Source organism: Streptomyces sp. UF-297 (assembly GCF_058245575.1).
Genome location: NZ_JBSIBZ010000055.1, coordinates 44,449 through 63,408, shown reverse-complemented (window position 1 = coordinate 63,408; position 18,960 = coordinate 44,449). Strand labels below are relative to the sequence as shown.

The 18,960-nt window shown below is 71.5% G+C and carries 17 protein-coding genes and 1 riboswitch; of the genes, 9 read left to right on the top strand and 8 right to left on the bottom strand.

Annotated features, from left to right (window positions below):
- The first annotated feature begins 60 nt into the window (after nt 1-60).
- Nucleotides 61-573, top strand: coding sequence for a GNAT family N-acetyltransferase (locus AC4IJH_RS27260; RefSeq protein ID WP_490854511.1), 513 nt, complete (start codon nt 61-63; stop codon nt 571-573).
- Here the strand turns inward: AC4IJH_RS27260 and AC4IJH_RS27255 are convergent.
- Together AC4IJH_RS27255 and AC4IJH_RS27250 are read right to left on the bottom strand one after the other, a co-directional pair.
- Nucleotides 539-1,909: a TolB family protein gene (locus AC4IJH_RS27255; protein ID WP_490854510.1), complete on the bottom strand. Its 1,371-nt coding sequence runs from the start codon at nt 1,907-1,909 to the stop codon at nt 539-541. The genes AC4IJH_RS27260 and AC4IJH_RS27255 overlap by 35 nt on opposite strands.
- Nucleotides 1,906-3,258: a TolB family protein gene (locus AC4IJH_RS27250; protein ID WP_490854509.1), complete on the bottom strand. Its 1,353-nt coding sequence runs from the start codon at nt 3,256-3,258 to the stop codon at nt 1,906-1,908. The genes AC4IJH_RS27255 and AC4IJH_RS27250 overlap by 4 nt, the downstream gene beginning before the upstream one ends.
- A gap of 207 nt (nt 3,259-3,465) precedes the next feature.
- Nucleotides 3,466-3,592: riboswitch (cobalamin riboswitch) on the top strand.
- A gap of 156 nt (nt 3,593-3,748) precedes the next feature.
- Between AC4IJH_RS27250 and AC4IJH_RS27245 the strand changes: the two genes are divergently transcribed.
- The 3 genes from AC4IJH_RS27245 (at nt 3,749) to AC4IJH_RS27235 (ending at nt 9,197) form a co-directional block, all read left to right on the top strand.
- Nucleotides 3,749-6,178 (top strand): ribonucleoside-diphosphate reductase subunit alpha, encoded by a 2,430-nt coding sequence (locus tag AC4IJH_RS27245; RefSeq protein ID WP_490854508.1) that lies wholly within the window; start codon nt 3,749-3,751, stop codon nt 6,176-6,178.
- Complete coding sequence (locus AC4IJH_RS27240; RefSeq protein WP_490854507.1) at nt 6,178-7,245, top strand: ribonucleotide-diphosphate reductase subunit beta; 1,068 nt, start codon at nt 6,178-6,180, stop codon at nt 7,243-7,245. Before AC4IJH_RS27245 ends, AC4IJH_RS27240 begins: the two co-directional genes overlap by 1 nt.
- A gap of 74 nt (nt 7,246-7,319) precedes the next feature.
- Nucleotides 7,320-9,197 carry a transglycosylase domain-containing protein gene (locus AC4IJH_RS27235; RefSeq protein ID WP_490854506.1) on the top strand — a complete coding sequence of 626 codons (1,878 nt, stop codon included), beginning with the start codon at nt 7,320-7,322 and terminating at the stop codon, nt 9,195-9,197.
- Nucleotides 9,198-9,225: 28 nt separating this feature from the next.
- Here AC4IJH_RS27235 and def read toward each other — a convergent pair whose 3' ends face one another.
- The 4 genes from def to AC4IJH_RS27215 form a co-directional block, all read right to left on the bottom strand.
- The gene (def, locus tag AC4IJH_RS27230) at nt 9,226-9,864 is read right to left on the bottom strand and encodes a peptide deformylase (protein ID WP_490854505.1); all 639 of its coding nucleotides are present in this window, start codon (nt 9,862-9,864) and stop codon (nt 9,226-9,228) included.
- Nucleotides 9,865-9,958: 94 nt separating this feature from the next.
- A complete protein-coding gene (locus tag AC4IJH_RS27225; protein ID WP_490854504.1) occupies nt 9,959-10,954 on the bottom strand; it encodes a tetratricopeptide repeat protein in 996 nt (331 codons plus the stop codon).
- A 711-nt stretch (nt 10,955-11,665) separates the two neighbouring features.
- Nucleotides 11,666-12,031 carry a mycothiol system anti-sigma-R factor gene (gene rsrA / locus AC4IJH_RS27220; protein ID WP_490854503.1) on the bottom strand — a complete coding sequence of 122 codons (366 nt, stop codon included), beginning with the start codon at nt 12,029-12,031 and terminating at the stop codon, nt 11,666-11,668.
- The gene (locus AC4IJH_RS27215) at nt 12,028-12,732 is read right to left on the bottom strand and encodes a sigma-70 family RNA polymerase sigma factor (protein WP_490854516.1); all 705 of its coding nucleotides are present in this window, start codon (nt 12,730-12,732) and stop codon (nt 12,028-12,030) included. Before AC4IJH_RS27215 ends, rsrA begins: the two co-directional genes overlap by 4 nt.
- A gap of 399 nt (nt 12,733-13,131) precedes the next feature.
- On the opposite strand from AC4IJH_RS27215, the gene AC4IJH_RS27210 reads away from it, so the two are divergent.
- Nucleotides 13,132-13,731 carry a helix-turn-helix domain-containing protein gene (locus AC4IJH_RS27210; RefSeq protein WP_490854502.1) on the top strand — a complete coding sequence of 200 codons (600 nt, stop codon included), beginning with the start codon at nt 13,132-13,134 and terminating at the stop codon, nt 13,729-13,731.
- 14 nt (nt 13,732-13,745) lie between these two features.
- Here the strand turns inward: AC4IJH_RS27210 and AC4IJH_RS27205 are convergent, their stop codons facing one another.
- Together AC4IJH_RS27205 and AC4IJH_RS27200 are read right to left on the bottom strand one after the other, a co-directional pair.
- Complete coding sequence (locus AC4IJH_RS27205; RefSeq protein ID WP_490854501.1) at nt 13,746-14,375, bottom strand: alpha/beta hydrolase family protein; 630 nt, start codon at nt 14,373-14,375, stop codon at nt 13,746-13,748.
- 56 nt (nt 14,376-14,431) lie between these two features.
- Nucleotides 14,432-15,250, bottom strand: coding sequence for an SOS response-associated peptidase (locus tag AC4IJH_RS27200; protein WP_490854500.1), 819 nt, complete (start codon nt 15,248-15,250; stop codon nt 14,432-14,434).
- A gap of 35 nt (nt 15,251-15,285) precedes the next feature.
- Between AC4IJH_RS27200 and AC4IJH_RS27195 the strand changes: the two genes are divergently transcribed.
- The 4 genes from AC4IJH_RS27195 (at nt 15,286) to AC4IJH_RS27180 (ending at nt 18,949) form a co-directional block, all read left to right on the top strand.
- Nucleotides 15,286-15,999: a M50 family metallopeptidase gene (locus tag AC4IJH_RS27195; RefSeq protein ID WP_490854499.1), complete on the top strand. Its 714-nt coding sequence runs from the start codon at nt 15,286-15,288 to the stop codon at nt 15,997-15,999.
- A gap of 150 nt (nt 16,000-16,149) precedes the next feature.
- Nucleotides 16,150-17,514, top strand: coding sequence for a 3-phosphoshikimate 1-carboxyvinyltransferase (gene aroA, locus AC4IJH_RS27190; protein ID WP_490854498.1), 1,365 nt, complete (start codon nt 16,150-16,152; stop codon nt 17,512-17,514).
- 13 nt (nt 17,515-17,527) lie between these two features.
- Nucleotides 17,528-18,535 (top strand): ribosome small subunit-dependent GTPase A, encoded by a 1,008-nt coding sequence (gene rsgA / locus AC4IJH_RS27185; protein WP_490854497.1) that lies wholly within the window; start codon nt 17,528-17,530, stop codon nt 18,533-18,535.
- Between the two features lie 90 nt (nt 18,536-18,625).
- Nucleotides 18,626-18,949 (top strand): DMT family transporter, encoded by a 324-nt coding sequence (locus tag AC4IJH_RS27180; protein ID WP_490854496.1) that lies wholly within the window; start codon nt 18,626-18,628, stop codon nt 18,947-18,949.
- The last annotated feature ends 11 nt before the right edge of the window (nt 18,950-18,960 follow it).

Below are 18,960 nucleotides of genomic sequence, written 5' to 3'. Positions count from 1 at the left end.
CCCCCCCCCCCCCCCCCCCCCCCCCCCGCCGCTGTCAGTGCCCGGGTGCACACTGACCCCATGGACATCACCATCAGGCCGGTGCGGCCCCAGGAGTTCGACGCGGTGGGTGACCTCCTCGTGGAGGTCTATGCGGCGGACGGCCTGCTGTCGTCCGGGGAGGAGGACACCTACGCCGACGTCCTGCGCGATGTGGCCCACCGGGTGGCACACGCCGAGGTGCTGGTGGCCGTGGAGGGCGACGGCACCGCCGACGCACGGATCGTGGGGGCCGTCACCTTCGCCGCCCACGGCAGCCCGTACGCCGAGCTGGCCGGGCCCGGCGAGGGCGAGTTCCGGATGCTGGCGGTGCGCCCCGAGGGGCGCGGGCGCGGCATCGGCGAGGCGCTGGTGCGCACCTGCCTGGACCGCGCCCGCGAGCTGGCGCTGGGCCGGATGGTGCTCTCCAGCCAGCGCCACCTGCTGCCCGCCCACCGCCTCTACGCCCGCCTGGGCTTCGAGCGCACACCCGAGCGGGACTGGCAGCCGATACCCGGCCTCACCCTGTGGGCGTTCGCCCGGGGACCGGCCTGAGGCCGCTGCGCACGAAGACGTCCTGGACACCGTTGGTGTCGCCGGGCACCAGATTGGCCGCGTCGCTCTCGAAGACGGCGGTGCGCCCGAAGGCGTCCGCGGCCACCGTCCCGGTGAAGTCGTCGCCCTGCGTCCCGTCCTCGGCGGTGCTGATGCGGGTGACGGCGCCGGTGCGCATATCGCGTACGAACGCGTCGGTGGCGTTGTTGGTGTCGTTCGGCACCAGGTTCGGGCTGGAGGAGGTGAAGAAGAGACAGCGGTTGTCGGCGGTCAGCGTGCCGCCCATGCTCTCGCCCTGGCTGATCTGCGAGCCGTCGTGGGCGAAGGTGAGCTGCTGGGTGGTGCCCTTGACCAGGTCGCGCGCGAACAGGTCGTAGCGGCCCGCCGGATGGCCCGGTACGACCTCGGCCCAGCTGCTGGAGAAGACGGCGTAGCGGCCGTCGGGGCTGAGCGAGGCCTCCCAGGCGCCCACCGCCTCGCCGTTGTGGCCCTGGCTGGCCACCTCGGTCCTGCCGGTGTCCAGGTCGTGCACATAGAAGGGGTAGCTGCGCGGGCGCAGGTCCCGCCCGGATGCGGATCCCTGGCTGCCGGGGAGGTTCGTCGCCTTGGAGATGAAGCCCGCCTTGCGGCCGTCGGCGCTCAGCACCGGCGAGGCCGAGGGCCCCGTCGCCTGGCCTCCGGTGGCGGTGACGCTCACCCGCTTCACCGACCCGTCGCGCAGTTGGCGTACGAAGATGTCCTGGCTGCCGTTGGTGTCGCCGGGCACGAGGTCCGCGCGGCTGGAGGCGAACGCCACATGGCTGCCGTCGGCGCTGATCACCGGCATCTGGCTGCCCTGCTCCCCCGTGTGCGGGAGGCCGTCGATGGTGACGCCGGTGGTACGGCCCGTCCTGCGGTCGTGGACGAAGACGTCCTCCTCGGCGTTGGTGTCGTCCGGCACGAGGTTGGCGGCCCGGGAGCCGAAGGCCACATACCGCCCGTCGGCGCTCAGCGAGGGCGAGAAGGAGGGGCCGTCGCCCTGGGCGCCGCCGGTGGCCACGCTGATCCGCTCCACCGCGCCGGTCCTCAAGTCCCTGACGAAGACGTCCCATTGGGCGTTGGTGTCGCCGGGCACGAGATTGGTGGCCGCCGAGGCGAAGGCGGCATAGCGCCCGTTGCCGCTGAGGGCCACGCCGCTGGAGCTGCCGTCGCCCTGCGCGCCGCCGGCCGCGACGCTGATCCGCTCCGTGCGCGGCGCGTTGGCCTGCGCCCCGGCCGTCCCCGCGGGCAGCAGCGCGGCCACCGCGCAGGCCAGCACGGCGACGGCTCTTCGTGACCCGCTGTGTCGTGCGCTCATCGGCTTTCCCCTCCTACAGGTCGGTTCTGCAGCCGCCGGACGAAGACATCGCCCGAGGCGTTGGTGTCGCCGGGCACCAGACCCTCGTCCCGGGAGTCGAAGAGCGCCGTACGCCCCGACGCGTCGGGCACCACGGCGTTGGTCCAGGACGTGGACTGCGCCCCGTCGGCGGCGAGGTTGACGCGCTGGACCGCCCCGGTCCTCAGGTCCCGTACGAACCCGTCCGCGTAGCCGTTGGTGTCGCCCGGCACGAGGTTGGTCGCCACCGACGTGAAGAACAGCCGCCGGTTGTCCGCGCTCAGCCGCCCGTCGGAGGCCCATCCGTTGCCCTGCGCGCCGTCGTGGGCGCGGGTCAGCAGCCGGGTGCCGCCGTCCCCGTTCAGGTCGCGGGCGAAGATGTCGTACGTGCCGTTGGTGTCGCCCGGCACCACATCGCCGGCCGGGCTCACGAAGAGCGCGTAGCGGCCGTCCGGGCTCAGCGAGGTGGAGGGTGTCACGCCGACGGCGGCGCCGGCGGTGCTCAGGCTCGCCGCCCTCGTCCGCCCCGAGCCGAGGTCGTGGACGTACATCGGGTCCAGTGGCGGCGGGCGCAGCGCGGTTCTCGCGCCGGGCAGATTCGACGCCCGCGAGACGAAGCCGACCCGGCGGCCGTCCGCGCTGATCGTCGGGATGCGGGAGGCGCCCTCGGCCTGGCTCCCGTCGCTCGCCACGCTCACCCGCCGCGTCGTTCGCTCCCGCAAGTCCGCGACGAAGACGTCCTGGCTCTCGTTGGTGTCCCCCGGCACCAGGTCCGCCCGGGACGAGCCGAATGCGAGATATCGCCCGTCACCGCTGATCGCGAAGCCCTGGACGCCGTAGCCGTACGGCGAGGTGCCCGCGCCCGCCGTGGGGCTCTGCGTCCGCCCGGTCACCCGGTCGCGCACGAAGACGTCGCCCTCTTTGTTGGTGTCCCCCGGTACCAGGTTGCCCGCCGAGGAGGAGAAGGCGACATACCGGCCGTCGGCGCTGATGGCGGGCGAACCGGAGAGAGCGTCGCCCTGCGTCCCGTCGCTGCCGACGCTGACCAGTTCGACCTTTCCGGTCCGCAAATCCTTGAGATAGACGTCCTGTTGGCCATTGGTGTCCGACGGCCCGAGGTCCGCGGCGTCGGAGGTGAAGGCGGCGTAGCGCCCGTCGGCGCTGAGCGCCGGGCTCGCCGCGAAGCCGGCGGACTGGGCCCCGTCCGCGGCCGCGCTGACCCGCTCGGTGGCCGCGGCGGACCGCGCCGAAGCCGCCCCGGCGGGCAGCAGCCCGGCCGCGAGGCACGCCCCGGCAGCCACCACGACCCCGGCTCTTAACCGTGCACGCATGTCTCCCCCCTCACACTTGGCCCCCTGCGGCCCCGATGGCCGACGGAGCAGTCAAGGAGCCAATACGCTGCACGGGCCCCGGTCAACGCCTCGACGGCGGCCCGGTCCCGCAATACGCCCCGTTCATCAGGGCTCTCTAACACACCTGAGGGCATGCCGCCGCCACGCGACACAAGATGTGGGGGTGCGTGCGTCGGCCAGCACAAGATGTATGCTCGTCCTCGCTGTCGCCGCAGGGGAATCCGGTGCAAATCCGGAACTGTCCCGCAACGGTGTACGAGTGCGCATTTAAGCACCCGTGAGTCCGAGGACCTGCCGACGGTACGACCCGCCGCGACCGGCGCGGTCGCTGTTTCGTCCGGGCCTCGCGGGTTGGGCCGGTGGACGCTACGAGTGTGCCCGCACCCCTCTTTTCCGGGGTGCCGTGTGCCCGTACGCGCCCGTCGCGCACCACCCCTCGCGGCCCCCGCCGAGTGAGGGAGAGCACCACGTGACCATCGCGCCGACGGAGCCCGCGTCAGCCGCTGCGGCCGTGCAGAACACGCGCGCCGCGCAGGCCACGCAGGCCACGGAGACCGCAGACGGGCCCGGCACCGCCCTGCTGCGCACCCTGACCGACCTCACCGCGGATCTCCCCGCCACCGACCCCGGCAAGGTCGCGGCCGCCGCCCTGCGCGGACGCCACGCGGGCTCCGACGAGGCCGAGTTGAGGTCCCTGGCCACCGAGGCGGCGGCCGGTCTGATCGGCGACGAGCCGCAGTACTCCAAGCTCGCCGCGCGCCTGCTCACCCTCGCCGTCGCCGACGAGGCCGCGGGCCAGGGCGCCGTCTCCTTCTCGGCCTCCGTCGAGGTCGGCCACCGCGAGGGCCTGATCGCGGACGACACCGCCGAGTTCGTACGCACCCACGCCGAGCGCCTGGACGAGCTGGTCACCACGGCCCTGAAGGACGGCGCGGACGACCGCTTCGGCTACTTCGGCCTGCGCACCCTGCACTCGCGCTATCTGCTGCGCCACCCCATCACCCGGCAGGTCATCGAGACCCCCCAGCACTTCCTGCTGCGGGTGGCCTGCGGCCTGGCGGAGGACCGCTCCCTGCGGGCCCTCGATGACGTCGCCGAGCTGTACCGCCTGACCAGCACGCTCTCCTACCTGCCGTCCTCCCCCACCCTGTTCAACTCCGGCACCCGCCACCCGCAGATGTCCTCCTGCTACCTGCTGGACTCCCCGCTGGACGAGCTGGACTCGATCTACGGCCGCTACCACCAGGTGGCGCGCCTGTCCAAGCACGCGGGCGGCATCGGCCTGTCGTACTCCCGTATCCGCGCCCGCGGTTCGCTGATCCGCGGCACCAACGGGCACTCCAACGGCATCGTGCCGTTCCTGCGCACGCTGGACTCCTCGGTCGCCGCCGTCAACCAGGGCGGCCGGCGCAAGGGCGCGGCCTGCGTCTACCTGGAGACCTGGCACGCGGACATCGAGGAGTTCCTGGAGCTGCGCGACAACACCGGTGAGGAGGCGCGCCGCACCCACAACCTGAACATCGCGCACTGGATCCCGGACGAGTTCATGCGCCGGGTGGACGCCGACCAGGACTGGTCGCTGTTCTCCCCGGTGGACGTCCCCGAACTGGTGGACCTGTGGGGCGCCGAGTTCGACGCCGCGTACAAGAAGGCCGAGGCCGAGGGCAAGGCCGTCAAGGCCGTGCCCGCCCGGGTCCTGTACGCGCGGATGATGCGTACGCTCGCGCAGACCGGCAACGGCTGGATGACCTTCAAGGACGCCGCCAACCGCACCGCCAACCAGACCGCCGAGCCCGGCAACGTGGTGCACTCCTCCAACCTGTGCACCGAGATCCTCGAGGTCACCAACGACGGCGAGACCGCCGTGTGCAACCTCGGCTCGGTCAACCTCGCCGCCCACCTGGGCGAGGACGGGCAGATGGACTGGGAGCGGCTGGACGCCACCGTGCGCACCGCCGTCACCTTCCTCGACCGCGTGGTGGACATCAACTTCTACCCGACCGACGAGGCCGGCGCCTCCAACTCCCGCTGGCGCCCGGTGGGGTTGGGCCTGATGGGCCTGCAGGACGTCTTCTTCCGGCTGCGCCTGGCCTTCGACTCGCCCGAGGCCAAGGAGCTGTCCACGCACATCTCCGAGCGCATCATGCTCGCGGCGTACGAGGCCAGCGCCGACCTCGCCGAGCGGCACGGCGCGCACCCGGCCTGGTCCGCGACCCGCACCGCGCGCGGCGTGCTGCACCCCGACCACTACCCCAACGCCGAGCCGCGCTGGGCCGGCCGCTGGGAGGCGCTGCGCGCCCGCATCGCCACCACCGGCATGCGCAACTCCCTGCTCCTGGCCATCGCGCCGACCGCCACCATCGCCTCGATCGCGGGCGTGTACGAGTGCATCGAGCCGCAGGTCTCCAACCTCTTCAAGCGCGAGACGCTCTCGGGCGAGTTCCTCCAGGTCAACGCCTACCTCATCGAGGAGCTCAAGGCGCTGGGCCTGTGGGACGCGCGCACCCGTGACGCGCTGCGCGAGGCCAACGGCTCGGTCCAGGACCTTCAGTGGATCCCCCAGGACATCCGCGCGCTGTACCGCACGGCCTGGGAGATCCCGCAGCGCGCCCTGATCGACATGGCGGCGGACCGTACGCCCTACATCGACCAGAGCCAGTCGCTGAACCTGTTCATGGCCTCGCCCACCATCGGCAAGCTCAGCTCGATGTACGCCTACGCCTGGAAGCAGGGCATCAAGACCACGTACTACCTGCGCTCGCGCCCGGCCACCCGGATCGCGCAGTCCGCCCGCGCGGCAGCCCCCGCCGCCACCGCCCCCGTACCGCAGCAGGTGAGCGACCCCGACGCGATCGCCTGCTCCCTGGAAAACCCCGAGTCCTGCGAGGCCTGCCAGTAATGACCACCGCATCCGAGAAGACCGAGAAGAACACCGCCGCGGCCGCCCACACCACGACCACCGGCACCAAGAACCTGCTGGACCCGGGCTTCGAGCTGACCCTGCGCCCGATGCGGTACCCGGACTTCTACGACCGCTACCGCGACGCGATCAAGAACACCTGGACCGTGGAGGAGGTGGACCTGCACTCCGACGTCGCCGACCTCGCCAAGCTCTCCCCCGGCGAGCAGCACATGATCGGCCGGCTGGTCGCCTTCTTCGCCACCGGTGACTCCATCGTCGCCAACAACCTGGTGCTCACCCTCTACAAGCACATCAACTCCCCCGAGGCGCGGCTGTACTTGAGCCGTCAGCTCTTCGAGGAGGCCGTGCACGTCCAGTTCTATCTGACGCTGCTGGACACCTACCTGCCCGACCCGGACGACCGCGCGGCCGCGTTCGCCGCGGTGGAGAACATCCCCTCCATCCGGGAGAAGGCGGAGTTCTGCTTCAAGTGGATGGACTCGGTGGAGTCCATCGACCGCCTGGAGTCCAAGGCGGACCGCCGCCGCTTCCTGCTGAACCTGATCTGCTTCGCGGCCTGCATCGAGGGCCTGTTCTTCTACGGCGCCTTCGCGTACGTGTACTGGTTCCGCTCGCGCGGCCTGCTGCACGGCCTGGCCACCGGCACCAACTGGGTCTTCCGCGACGAGACCATGCACATGAACTTCGCGTTCTCCGTGGTGGACACCGTCCGCGAGGAGGAGCCCGACCTCTTCGACGACGAACTCCAGCAGCAGGTCACCGACATGCTCAAGGAGGCCGTCGAGGCGGAGCTGCAGTTCGGCCGCGACCTGTGCGGCGACGGCCTGCCGGGCATGAACACCGAGTCGATGCGCGAGTACCTCCAGTGCGTCGCCGACCAGCGCCTGCAGCGGCTCGGCTTCCCGCCGGTGTACGGCTCGGAGAACCCGTTCTCCTTCATGGAGCTGCAGAACGTCCAGGAGCTGACCAACTTCTTCGAGCGGCGCGCCTCGGCCTACCAGGTCGCCGTGGAGGGCTCGGTCTCCTTCGACGACGAGTTCTAGCCCGTAGATGATGAGTTGATGACGAGCGGGTGAGGAGCGGCAACCCGGCCGCCCCTCACCCGCTCTGCTGTTGTGTGAACGATGCGAAGAAGACAGGGCGGTTCATCGGGCGTTTCGACTGTCCGCGGCGCGGGCGCGGCGGCCTGCGCCGCTTTGTGCCGTCGTGGAGACAGCTGCTGAGCCTGTGCACGCTCGGCATCGGCGCGCTGAGCGGGCTGTTCGCCGTGGTGTACGCGAACGTCGACATCCCCGACGAGAACGCCGAGTCCCGGCAGCAGGCGTCCGTCTACTACTGGGCCGACGGCAGCCAGATGGTGAGCGTGGGCGCCGTCAACCGGCAGAACGTGCCCCTCGCCCAAGTCCCGCAATCCGTACGCAATGCCGTGATAGCCGCCGAGAACGAGAGCTTCTACAGCGACTCCGGCGTCTCCCTCAAGGGCATCGCCCGCGCCGCGGTGAACATGGTCACCGGCGGGGACGCGCAGGGCGGCTCCACCATCACCCAGCAGTATGTGAAGAACACCTATCTCTCGCAGGAGCAGACCCTCAAGCGCAAGGTGAAGGAGTTCTTCATCGCGCTGAAGCTGGACAACCGCAAGTCCAAGGACGAGATCCTTCAGGGATATCTCAACACCAGCTGGTTCGGGCGCGGTTCCTTCGGAATCCAGGCCGCCGCGAACGCGTACTACGGCATTCCCGCCCGGGAACTGAACCCGAGCCAGGCAGCCGTTCTGGCCGCCACGCTCAAGGGCGCCGAGCAGTACGACCCGGCGGGCGGCGGCAAGAATCACCAGCGCGCGGTGGAGCGCTGGGAATGGATTCTGGACCGCCAGGTCGAGGTCGGCCTGATGACCCGTCAGGAGCGGGACCGCTACCGGGAGTTCCCGGAGCCGAGGAAACCCGCCAAGCCGACCAGCCAGGCAGGCCAGACCGGATATCTCGTCGATGTCGCCAACAAATACATCAAGTCCCGTACGGGCCTTACCGACCGGGATCTGGCACGCGGCGGCTACCGCATTCACACCACCTTCGACAAGGCCAGGGTGGCGCAGCTGGAAAAGGCCGTCACCCAGGTACGCAAGCGGGACATCGACCCGAAGAAGCGGAAGCCGACCGATACGTACGTGGAATTCGGCGCGGCTTCGGTACGGCCCTCGGACGGAGCCGTCGTGGCACTGTACGGCGGCGCGAACGCGATCGAGCACTTCAGCAACAACGCGGACACCTCGGGCGTCCCGGCCGCCTCGGCCTTCAAGCCGTTCGTGATGGCCGCCGCCCTCCAGGACCAGGGTCCGCGCGCCGCCTACCCGGCGCCCGGCCGGCCCGACGAGGGGCCGGAGGCCGGCTCCGAACTCTCCGAGGGGCTGGTCACCTCCGCCCACGCCCCCTTCGTCGCCGCCGGCAAGCGCATCGGCCTGGACAAGGTCAAGGAGACGGCGGTGGCCGCCGGGCTGCGCGAGGAGAGCATGGCACCCCTGGAGCCGATGTTCGCGCTGGGCAGCTCCACCCCCAGCGCGATCCGGCTGGCGGGCGCGTACACGCTCTTCCCCAACGGCGGCACCCGGGCCGAGCCCTATTCGGTGACCCGGGTGCTCAGGGACGGCAGGCCGGTGGACGGCTTCGTCAAGCCGCGGGTGCGCCGGGTGCTGGAGAGGGCGGTGGCACGCGGCATCGAGCGCTCGCTGCGGGCCTTCGCCTGGAAGACCCTGCCACCGCGGGCCGTCGACACTCTTCAGGACGTCTCCGCGGGCGGCACCGGCGCGCACGACCGGATGCGGTCGGCCTGGTTCATCGGCAACGACGGGCGGCTGACCACCGCGGTGACGCTCTTTCGCAGCAAGCCGGGCGCACCGCAGCTGCTCCCGCTGCAGGGTGTGGGCGGCCCGGACACGGAGCGGGGCAACGCCCTGCCGCCGCGCGTGTGGGCCGCCTATACCGCCGCTGCCGCCTAGGGGCGGGCGACAGCGGAGAACAGGCGCGTCAGTCGTTGGCGACGACGGGGTAGCGCGGCTCGCGCTCGGCCATCTGCTTCAGGGCGTCCTTGCGGTCGCGCTTGGAGAGGCGGTCGATGTAGAGGTAGCCGTAGAGGTGGTCGGTCTCGTGCTGGAGGCAGCGCGCGAAGTAGCCGGTGCCCTCGACGGCGATGGGCTCGCCCTTGGCGTCCTGGCCGCGCACCACGGCGTAGTCGGGGCGGGCCAGTTCGGCGTAGGCGCCGGGCACCGACAGGCAGCCCTCGTTGGAGTCGTCCAGCACCCGGCGCTCGGCCGGCAGTTCGTCCAGGACCGGGTTGCAGACCGCGCCGACGTGCCGCACGCCCTGGTCGTCCATGCAGTCGTAGACGAAGACCTTCAGGTCCACGCCGATCTGGTTGGCGGCCAGGCCCACGCCCTCGGCGGTGCGCTGGCTGGCGAACATGTCGTCGATGAGCTGGGCCAGCTGCTCGTCGAACTCGGTGACGTCCTTGCACTCCTTGTGCAGGACGGGGTTGCCGACGACGGTGATCGGGCGGGACGTGCCGCGCTCGCGGTGTGCCGTCTCCCGCTCCTCGGCGTCCGTGACGTCGTCGATGAACTCCGTGTCCACTTGCTGCCCGGCCTGCTCACTGTCTTGCTGCGCCATGTCCGCCGCACGCCTTCCGCGAAATACCAAATCTCGTAATCGATGCCCGTACAGGGTACGGCGCGGCGGCGGACGGGCTCAGCAGACCTCTGCGTCAACAGACCTCTTCGAGGTCCCGCCACTCCCGGCTGTCCGGGCTGTCGGCGACCCAGCTGTCCAGCAGGCCCCGTACGAGCCCGGCGGGCGCCGCGATGCCGCACTCGCGCTCGGGCACCCACAGGGCCCCGGCCGTGCGGTGGCCCAGCGGCCCCGGGTGGCCCGGCTCGCTGTGGTCGTGCGGGTCCAGGTGCTCGCCGTCGCCCTCGTCGCTGGGCATCCGGCTCTCCGAGCACGTACGGCACAGCAGGCGCACCGAGGAGGACCAGTCCTCGGCGGCATAGCCGGCGTCCGCGGCCAGCCGCTCCAGGGCGTCCCGGTCGGCCTCGGTGGCGGCCTCCAGCAGGACGACCCAGGTGGGGACCGGGGAGGGCGCCCACAGCTCGATCTCGTCGAAGACGGGGTAGGCGCGGGTGGCGCCGTCCGGGGAGGCGGTCGTGGTGCGCTCGCCGTGCGGTACGCCGTCGTGCAGCACCACCTCGCCCCAGCGCCGCCCGGAGGACGGCAGCGGGATGGACAGCACCTCGATACGGGCCGGGTCCAGACGGCGGCCCCAGACGACCTCCGCCTCGCCCTCGGGAGAGAGGCGGACGGCGGCGCTGCCCAGCTGCATGCCGACGGGGGCGCCGGAGGGCGAGCCCTCGGCGGGCACCTTGAGGCCGTAGGCCTGCCAGGCGCGGCGGGCCAGCGGCCAGTCCTGCAGGGCGGTGGCGGCGATGCCCACGTTCCACCAGTCGGGGGCCCCGGCCTCGCGGTCCAAAAGGGCCACCGCGCGCAGCCCGGCGGTGCGGGCCTGTTCCCAGTCGTGCCGGAATTTGTGCAGCAGGGCGAGGTTGAACCAGGACTCCGAGAGCCACGGCTCCATGTCGGCTGCGCGGGTCAGCAGTGCGCCCGCGTCCTCGTAACGGCCGTCGCCGATCAGCGTGAAAGCTCGGTCGGTCGCCTGCCGCCACGAGGCGGAGGGCCGGTGCCTCACCTTGCCGAAGATCCTCACGATTCCCGCCTGCCGGTCGCTCGCTCGTCGCCGCCGCGGACGCTGTCCTGGGCGGCTTCCTGGGCCCTTGACGGGGGCCCACTCGACAACCTGCCACAGATTGCCGCCGGGCTCAGCCCGGTGGTGCTCCCCGTGGCCTCGCCCTGTTGTGCTCCATGCGGCTCCTTGCCTGCCGCGGACCCCCTGAATCCCCCTTGGCGGGGGTTCCTTCGCATCCAACCATGCCCATCTCGAAGGCCGCTCATTACCCATGGGTTCCGTGAGCTGGCGCACCGGCCGGCCGGGGCCCGCCCGCGCGCCCTGACGGGGCCGTGCGGGCCCATGCGTCCCATCAGGGCATCAAAGGTTGACGGCGCGCACCGTACGGGCCGTGACCGGCCGCTCGCGCTACGGATTCGCCCGCCGCCCACCGCCCGCGACCGCGGCGGGCACACCGGTCCGCCGCGGAACGGCACCCGCCGGCCGCGCGGCGCACACCGGCACACCCAACTCGGCTCCCCCGGACCCCAGTTGGCAACCACCCTCACAGACAAAGCGGGCCGCCCGGGCCGGAAACAGCACCCGAACGGCCCTCGCGCCCGTCACCCACTCCAACCACGCGGCATGCGCCAGGAGTTGACCGCGGCCGGCAAGGCAGCGGGGGAACTCCCGTACGGGCAGAGCGCGTTGGTCCTCGATGCGGCGGGCGTGCGCACGCACCGGCCCGGCGCCCTATTCGGCGCGCGCAGCCTGTCCCGCCTGCGCGGCCCGCGCGGCCTGTGCCGCCTGTGCTGCCTGTTCTTGTTTCGCCTGCTCCAGCACGCTCTGCTCGGGCACCGCCTCGCCCGCCCGGATCAGCTCGATCCGGCCCATGACCTTCGACCGCAGGTCGGTGGGTACGTCGTCGTGCCCGCAGCAGCGCTTGACCAGCTTCTTCACGGCCTGCTCCAGGCCGTACTTCTCCAGGCAGGGCGAGCACTCGTCGAAGTGCTCCTGGAATTTCGCGCACTCCCCGTCCGGCATCTCACGGTCGAGATATTCGTACAGGTGGTCGAGGACCTGCGAGCAGTCCGTGTCGTGCGGCTCTCCGCAGCTCATGATCCCGAGCCTTTCCGATCGTGCGACTGCCCGTTGGGCTCAGCCGCAGCGCCTGCCCCGGCGGGGACCAGCCCACGCTCGCGGGCGTAGTCCTCCAGCATGCCGCGCAGTTGGCGCCTGCCGCGGTGCAGACGGGACATCACCGTGCCGATGGGTGTTCCCATGATGTCCGCGATCTCCTTGTACGCAAAGCCCTCGACATCCGCGAGATAGACCGCGATACGGAATTCCTCGGGGATGGCCTGAAGCGCTTCCTTCACATCCGAATCAGGCAGATGATCCAGTGCCTGCGACTCGGCCGAACGCAGACCCGTGGACATGTGCGACTCGGCGCGCGCGAGCTGCCAGTCCTCGATCTCCTCGGCGGCACTGCGCTGCGGCTCGCGCTGCTTCTTGCGGTAGGAGTTGATGAAGGTGTTGGTGAGAATGCGGTACAGCCACGCCTTGAGGTTCGTACCCTCGCGGAACTGGTGGAAGGACGCATACGCCTTCGCGTACGTCTCCTGCACCAGGTCCTCCGCGTCGGCCGGATTGCGCGTCATGCGCAGCGCGGCCGAATACATCTGGTCCAGGAAGGTGAGGGCGTCCCGCTCGAAGCGCGCACTGCGCTCGGCGTCCGTCTCCTTCACCGCTTCCCGGCTCCCAGAGTGTTCCTCTGCCGTGCCGTCCGCCCCTGCGTCGGTCCCAGTGACCGGACCCACCTCCTCCAACACCGTGCCGGGCCCGGAAGCGGACCCGCTCGAATCGGAGAATAGACGACGATCCGGTACTGCCGCCGCTCCAGCCATGGCGGCCTGCGGTGCCTGCAGCTGCGACCACTGCAGTTCAGCGGCCTGCGGGCGGGCCGGGCAAGCGATTCCCATGCGGCGGACTCCCATTCCTGTGACGTGGCGGTGCGCAACTGCGCGTACCTACGACTCGCACAACAGCGGTATCCGCCACCGCATTCCCTCGCGTGCGCCGCCTCGAGCGCTTCTGGACCGGACGGGCGCCGCGCGTTGCCACTTCGGCAAAGGAATACCGCTCGCCGGGAATGGAGCAGTGAGAGTAATGGAAGCGGCACGGACCGGACCGGATATCAGGAAGCGGGGAATGACGACGTGACGGACGACGGCACGAAGGACCACGCGCGCGTTCTGGAGAGTGTGGGGCCCCGGCTGCGCCGCATCCGGCAGTCCCGTGGAGTGACGCTGGCGGCGCTCTCGGAGGCGACCGGTATCTCGGTGAGCACGCTCTCGCGGCTGGAGTCCGGCGGCCGCAAGGCCTCCCTGGAACTGCTGCTGCCGCTGGCCCAGGCCCACCAGGTACCGCTGGACGAGCTGGTGGGCGCCCCCGAGGTCGGCGATCCGCGGGTGCGGTCCGTACCGCGGCGCAGGAAGAACATGACGTACATGCCGCTCACCCGGCAGCCCGGCGCCCTGCAGGCCTACAAGCTCGTCATCGAGCCGACCGCCGCCGAGCCCGAGCAGCGCGTCCACGAGGGCTATGAGTGGCTCTACGTCCTGTCCGGACGGCTGCGGCTGCTGCTGGGCGAGCGCGACGTGGCGCTGCGGGCCGGGGAGGCGGCGGAGTTCGACACCCGCCTGCCGCACTGGTTCGGCGCGGCGGGCGGCGAGCCGGTCGAGCTGCTCAGCCTCTTCGGGCGCCAGGGCGAGCGGATGCACGTACGCGCCCGCCCGCGCGCCGGGAAGGGCGACTGAGCGCGCCCGGGCCCTCAGCCGAAGAGCTCTTCGAGCCACTTCCCCACCGCGTCCGTGATCACGGCCAGCGCCGCCTCCTCGCCGGTCTCCGCCTTCTTCGGCACCGCGAAGCCGTGGTCCCCGTACGGCACCTCGACCAGGTGCGTACCGGCGGGGAACTCCCCGGGCCGGCCGAAGGGGTCCCGCGCGCCCTGCACCACCAGGACCGGCACCCCGGCCCCGGTCAGCTCCTCCACCCGGGACTTCTCCGGCTTGCCGGGCGGGTGCAGCGGGAAGCTCAGCGCGAGCACGGCGTGCGCGCCCAGGTCAGCCGCGGTGCGGCAGGCCACCCGCGCGCCCGCGCTGCGCCCGCCGGCCACCACCGGCAGCCCGGGCGCGGCCAGCGCGGGCCACAGCGCGCGCCAGGCCACGTCCAGGGTCTTGGGCGCGGGCGCGACCTTCTTGCCCGCCACCCGCCACGGCTGCTCCACCAGCGCCACGCTCCAGCCGAGCGCGGGCAGCGCCGCCGCCAGGGCCTTCAGGTCGCGGGCCTCGATGCCGCCGCCGGCGCCGTGGCTCACCGCGAGCACGGCGCGCGGGCGCCCGGCGCGGTGCCAGGTGATCCGTGCGGGGCCTACCGGGGTCTGAACAGTCTCAGCAGTCACACGCCCATCCTGCCGTCCCGCCCGTCACCGGCGGACCGCGCCACATCGGCGCCGCCTCAGAACAGGGTCCCGGCCTCCGGCCCGTCCAGCTCCGTCAGCAGCTCGGGGCCGTTGTTGCGGACGTTGCTCACGTCCGTGGAGACCGGATAGGCCCGCATCAGCCCGGCGGGCGGCGGCTGCAGCAGGCCGCGCAGCTCGTCGGGGTCCGTACGGGAGGGGTCCAGCCAGGCGTCCCAGCGGTCCGGCGTCATGATCAGCGGCATCCGCGGGTGGATCTCGGCCAGGCTCTGCGGGCCCTCGCCGCCGTCCGCCCCGGCCAGCGGCGTGGTCTCGGCCTCGGTGGTGATGACCGTGCAGGTCGCCCACCACGCCTGCGGGTGGTCGTCCGGCAGCGTCCGGTCCCGCCAGAACTCGTACAGCCCGGCCATCGCCATGACCTGCCCGTCGGCGGGCGTGACGAAGTAGGGCTGCTTGCGGGGGCGCTTCTTCCTGCCCTGCTCCTCCAGCTGCCGCTCGGAGGCGGCGGTGACCCACTCGTAGTAGCCGTCGCCCGGTATCAGGCAGCGCCGGGCGACGAAGGGGCGGCGGAAGGACGGCTTCTCGTGGACCGTCTCGGCGCGAGCGTTGATCATCTTCGCGGCGCCGTCCGGGGACTTGGCCCAGGACGGCACGAGGCCCCACTTCAGCGCCCTGAGCTGGCGAACCGGACGGCGATCCTCCGCGTCTTTAAGGGGGCGTTCGAGAACCGTGTACACACTCTTGGTCGGGGCCACGTTCCAGTCGGGCGCCAGGGTCTCCTGCGGCTCCCACTTCTCGGCCTCGAAGAGCCCCGCCAGGTCCTCGGGCCGGCGACTCGCTGCATACCGTCCGCACATGGATGCCACACTGCCATGCCAGAGCAAGGGGAGAGATGGACACCCAGCACATCACCGACGTATGGGACAGGGTTTTCGGCACCCAGCCCGACCCGTCCACCTGGCTGGTCGTGGCCACCGCCGTCGCCGCCCTGGCCGTGGTCGTGCCTTATGGCGCCTGGCGGCTGGCCCGTAACGCCATCACCATCGCCCACGAGGGCGGCCACGGCCTCATAGCGCTGGTGACCGGCCGCCGCCTGGACGGCATCCGGCTGCACTCCGACACCTCGGGGCTGACCGTCAGCCGCGGCAGGCCCACCGGCCTCGGCATGATCCTCACCGCCGCCGCGGGCTACATCACGCCCTCCCTGCTGGGCCTGCTGGGCGCCTGGCTGCTGGCCTCGGGCCACATCACCGCCCTGCTGTGGGGCGCCGTCGCGCTGCTGCTGGCGATGCTGGTGATGATCCGTAACGCGTACGGCGTGCTGACCGTAGTCCTGGCGGGCGCCGCCTTCTTCCTGGTGTCCTGGATGACCACCCCCGATGTGCAGGCGGCCTTCGCGTACGCGGTGGTCTGGTTCCTGCTTCTGGGGGGCGTACGGCCGCCCTTCGAGCTCCAGGGCAAGCGCCGGCGCGGTGGTGCGGTGGATTCCGACCCCGACCAGCTGGCCCGGCTCACCCACCTGCCGGCCGCGGCCTGGCTGGGACTTTTCCACGTCGTGACGCTCTGCTCGCTGATCGGCGGCGGGCGCATGCTGCTGGGCGTATGAGGTCCGGCGCGCGCAGCGGCCCGCGCCGGACCATGAACCGGGCCGCGCGCGGGACTTGACGCAGCTCGCACTACCAGTGCTGTGTTTCATGCAGGTTGCGCCACATTTGATCAAGATCCTCACCCTTGTGCAGCCATTAAAGTGAGGGACATGACCGAGAGCCCCGCGCATCTTGCACTCTGGCCCGCCCCCCTCGCAGCCGGGGCGGTCGACGCGACCGTCACCGTGCCCGGCTCCAAATCGGTCACGAACCGTGGCCTGGTGCTGGCAGCCCTGTCCTCCGAGCCCGGCTGGCTGCGCCGCCCGCTGCGCTCGCGCGACACCGTCCTGATGGCCGAGGCGCTGCGCACCCTGGGCGTGGGCATCGAGGAAACCGCAGACTCCAGTTCCTCCGTCGCGGGCGGCCCCGACGGCAGCGGCGAGGCCTGGCGGGTCATCCCCGCCGGTCTGCACGGCCCCGCCACCGTCGACGTCGGCAACGCCGGCACCGTCATGCGCTTCCTGCCGCCCGTCGCCACGCTGGCCGACGGCCCCATCCGCTTCGACGGCGACCCGCGCTCCTACGAGCGTCCGCTGGGCGGCGTCATCGACGCGCTGCGCGCCCTGGGCGCCCGTATCGACGACGACTCGCGCGGCGCCCTGCCGATGACCGTGCACGGCAGCGGCGCCCTGGACGGCGGCCCCGTCGAGATCGACGCCTCCTCCTCCTCCCAGTTCGTCAGCGCCCTGCTGCTGTCGGCCCCGCGCTTCAACCAGGGGGTGGAGGTACGCCACACCGGTTCCGCCCTGCCCTCGCTGCCGCACATCCGCATGACCGTCGACATGCTGCGCAGCGTCGGCGCCCAGGTGGACACCCCCGAGTCCGGCGGCGAGCCGAACGTGTGGCGGGTCACCCCCGGCGCCCTGCTCGGCCGCGACCTGGTCGTGGAGCCGGACCTGTCCAACGCCCAGCCGTTCCTGGCCGCGGCGCTGATCACCGGCGGCCGGGTCACCATCCCCGACTGGCCCGAGCACACCACCCAGCCCGGCGACGCGCTGCGCGAGATCTTCACCGCCATGGGCGGCAGCTGCGAACTGACCGAGCACGGGCTGACGTTCACCGGCTCGGGCCGTGTCCACGGCATCGACATCGACCTGGGCGACGTCGGCGAGCTGACCCCCGGCATCGCCGCGGTCGCGGCGCTGGCCGACTCCGAGTCCGTGCTGCGCGGCGTGGCCCACCTGCGCCTGCACGAGACCGACCGGCTGGCCGCGCTGACCAAGGAGATCAACGAACTCGGCGGCGATGTCACCGAGACCGAGGACGGTCTGCGCATCCGCCCGCGCAAGCTGCACGGCGGCGTCTTCCACACCTACGAGGACCACCGCATGGCCACCGCCGGCGCGATCATCGGCCTCGCGGTCAAGGACGTCCAGGTCGAGAACGTCGCGACGACCGCCAAGACCCTGCCCGACTTCCCCGCCATGTGGACGGACATGCTCAGCCCGGCTGCCGCACCCGCCCGGAGAATCTGAGAGTTCCGCCCCCATGCGCCGCTACGGCAAGAACCCCGACGAGGACGACGTCCGCGTCCGCCCCAACCGCAAGGGCAACCGGCCCCGGACGAACATCAGGCCCAAGCACGAGGACGCCAGCGAGGGCCTGGTCCTCACCGTCGACCGCGGCCGCATCACCTGTCTCATCGAGGACCGCACGGTCACCGCGATGAAGGCCCGCGAGCTGGGCCGCAAGAGCACGGTGGTCGGCGACCGCGTCGCGGTCGTCGGCGACCTCTCCGGCGCCAAGGACACCCTCGCGCGGATCGTGCGCGTCCAGCCGCGCACCTCCACGCTGCGGCGCACCGCCGATGACGACGACCCCTTCGAGCGGGTGGTCGTCGCCAACGCCGACCAGCTCGCCATCGTCACCGCCCTGGCCGACCCCGAGCCGCGGCCGCGGCTGATCGACCGCTGCCTGGTGGCCGCGTACGACGCGGGGCTCTCCCCCCTGCTGGTGCTGACCAAGTCCGACCTGGCCCCGGCGGACGCGTTCTTGGAGATGTACGGCGCGCTCGGCGTCCCGTACGTCGTCACCAACCGGGACGAACTGTCCTCGGGGACGGCGGCCGACCGGGTGCGCGAGCGGCTGTCGGGACACATGACCGCTTTTGTGGGGCACTCGGGTGTCGGAAAAACGACGCTCGTCAACGCGCTGGTGCCCGAGCGGCAGCGCGCCACGGGACATGTCAACGCCGTTACCGGCCGAGGCCGGCACACCACCACCTCGGCGCTGGCCCTGCCGCTCCCCGACGGCACGGGCTGGGTGATCGACACTCCCGGCGTGCGGTCCTTCGGCCTGCACCACGTCGACCCGTCGCGGGTCATCCACGCCTTCCCCGACCTGGCGCCGGGCACGGTGAACTGCCCGCGGGCGTGCAGTCACGACGAGCCGGACTGCGCGCTGGACCAGTGGGTGGCCGACGGTCACGCCGACCCCGCGCGCCTCTACTCCCTCAGGCGTCTGCTCGCCACGCGCGAGCGGCGCGAAGGTGACTGACCCTCAGAGTTTTGCTGCCGATCTTCCGAGGTAAATGCATAATCACACCAAGAATGACGACGCGGTCACCGACCGAAGGAGGCAATGGACATGGCGTGGCTGCTCGTCGTGGTGGCTGGAATCCTGGAGACCGGCTTCGCGGTCTGCCTCAAGCTCTCCCACGGCTTCACGAGAATCTGGCCGACCATCGCCTTCGCGTGCTTCGCCCTGGGTAGCTTCGGTCTGCTGACGCTGGCCCTGAAGAAGCTCGACGTCGGCCCCGCGTACGCGGTGTGGACGGGCATCGGCGCGGCCGGCACCGCGATCTACGGCATGGTCTTCCTCGGCGACCTCGTCTCCGTCCTCAAGCTCGTCTCGATCACCCTGGTCATCATCGGCGTCATCGGCCTGCAGCTGTCGGGCTCCGCGCACTGATCCCCAGGGCT

Coding starts and splice junctions, on each gene's coding strand:
- AC4IJH_RS27260 (WP_490854511.1), top strand. CDS start 61: ATGGACATCACCATCAGGCCGGTGCGGCCCCAGGAGTTCGACGCGGTG.
- AC4IJH_RS27255 (WP_490854510.1), bottom strand. CDS start 1,909: ATGAGCGCACGACACAGCGGGTCACGAAGAGCCGTCGCCGTGCTGGCC.
- AC4IJH_RS27250 (WP_490854509.1), bottom strand. CDS start 3,258: ATGCGTGCACGGTTAAGAGCCGGGGTCGTGGTGGCTGCCGGGGCGTGC.
- AC4IJH_RS27240 (WP_490854507.1), top strand. CDS start 6,178: ATGACCACCGCATCCGAGAAGACCGAGAAGAACACCGCCGCGGCCGCC.
- def (WP_490854505.1), bottom strand. CDS start 9,864: ATGGCGCAGCAAGACAGTGAGCAGGCCGGGCAGCAAGTGGACACGGAG.
- rsrA (WP_490854503.1), bottom strand. CDS start 12,031: ATGAGCTGCGGAGAGCCGCACGACACGGACTGCTCGCAGGTCCTCGAC.
- AC4IJH_RS27200 (WP_490854500.1), bottom strand. CDS start 15,250: ATGTGCGGACGGTATGCAGCGAGTCGCCGGCCCGAGGACCTGGCGGGG.
- AC4IJH_RS27195 (WP_490854499.1), top strand. CDS start 15,286: ATGGACACCCAGCACATCACCGACGTATGGGACAGGGTTTTCGGCACC.
- aroA (WP_490854498.1), top strand. CDS start 16,150: ATGACCGAGAGCCCCGCGCATCTTGCACTCTGGCCCGCCCCCCTCGCA.
- rsgA (WP_490854497.1), top strand. CDS start 17,528: ATGCGCCGCTACGGCAAGAACCCCGACGAGGACGACGTCCGCGTCCGC.
- AC4IJH_RS27180 (WP_490854496.1), top strand. CDS start 18,626: ATGGCGTGGCTGCTCGTCGTGGTGGCTGGAATCCTGGAGACCGGCTTC.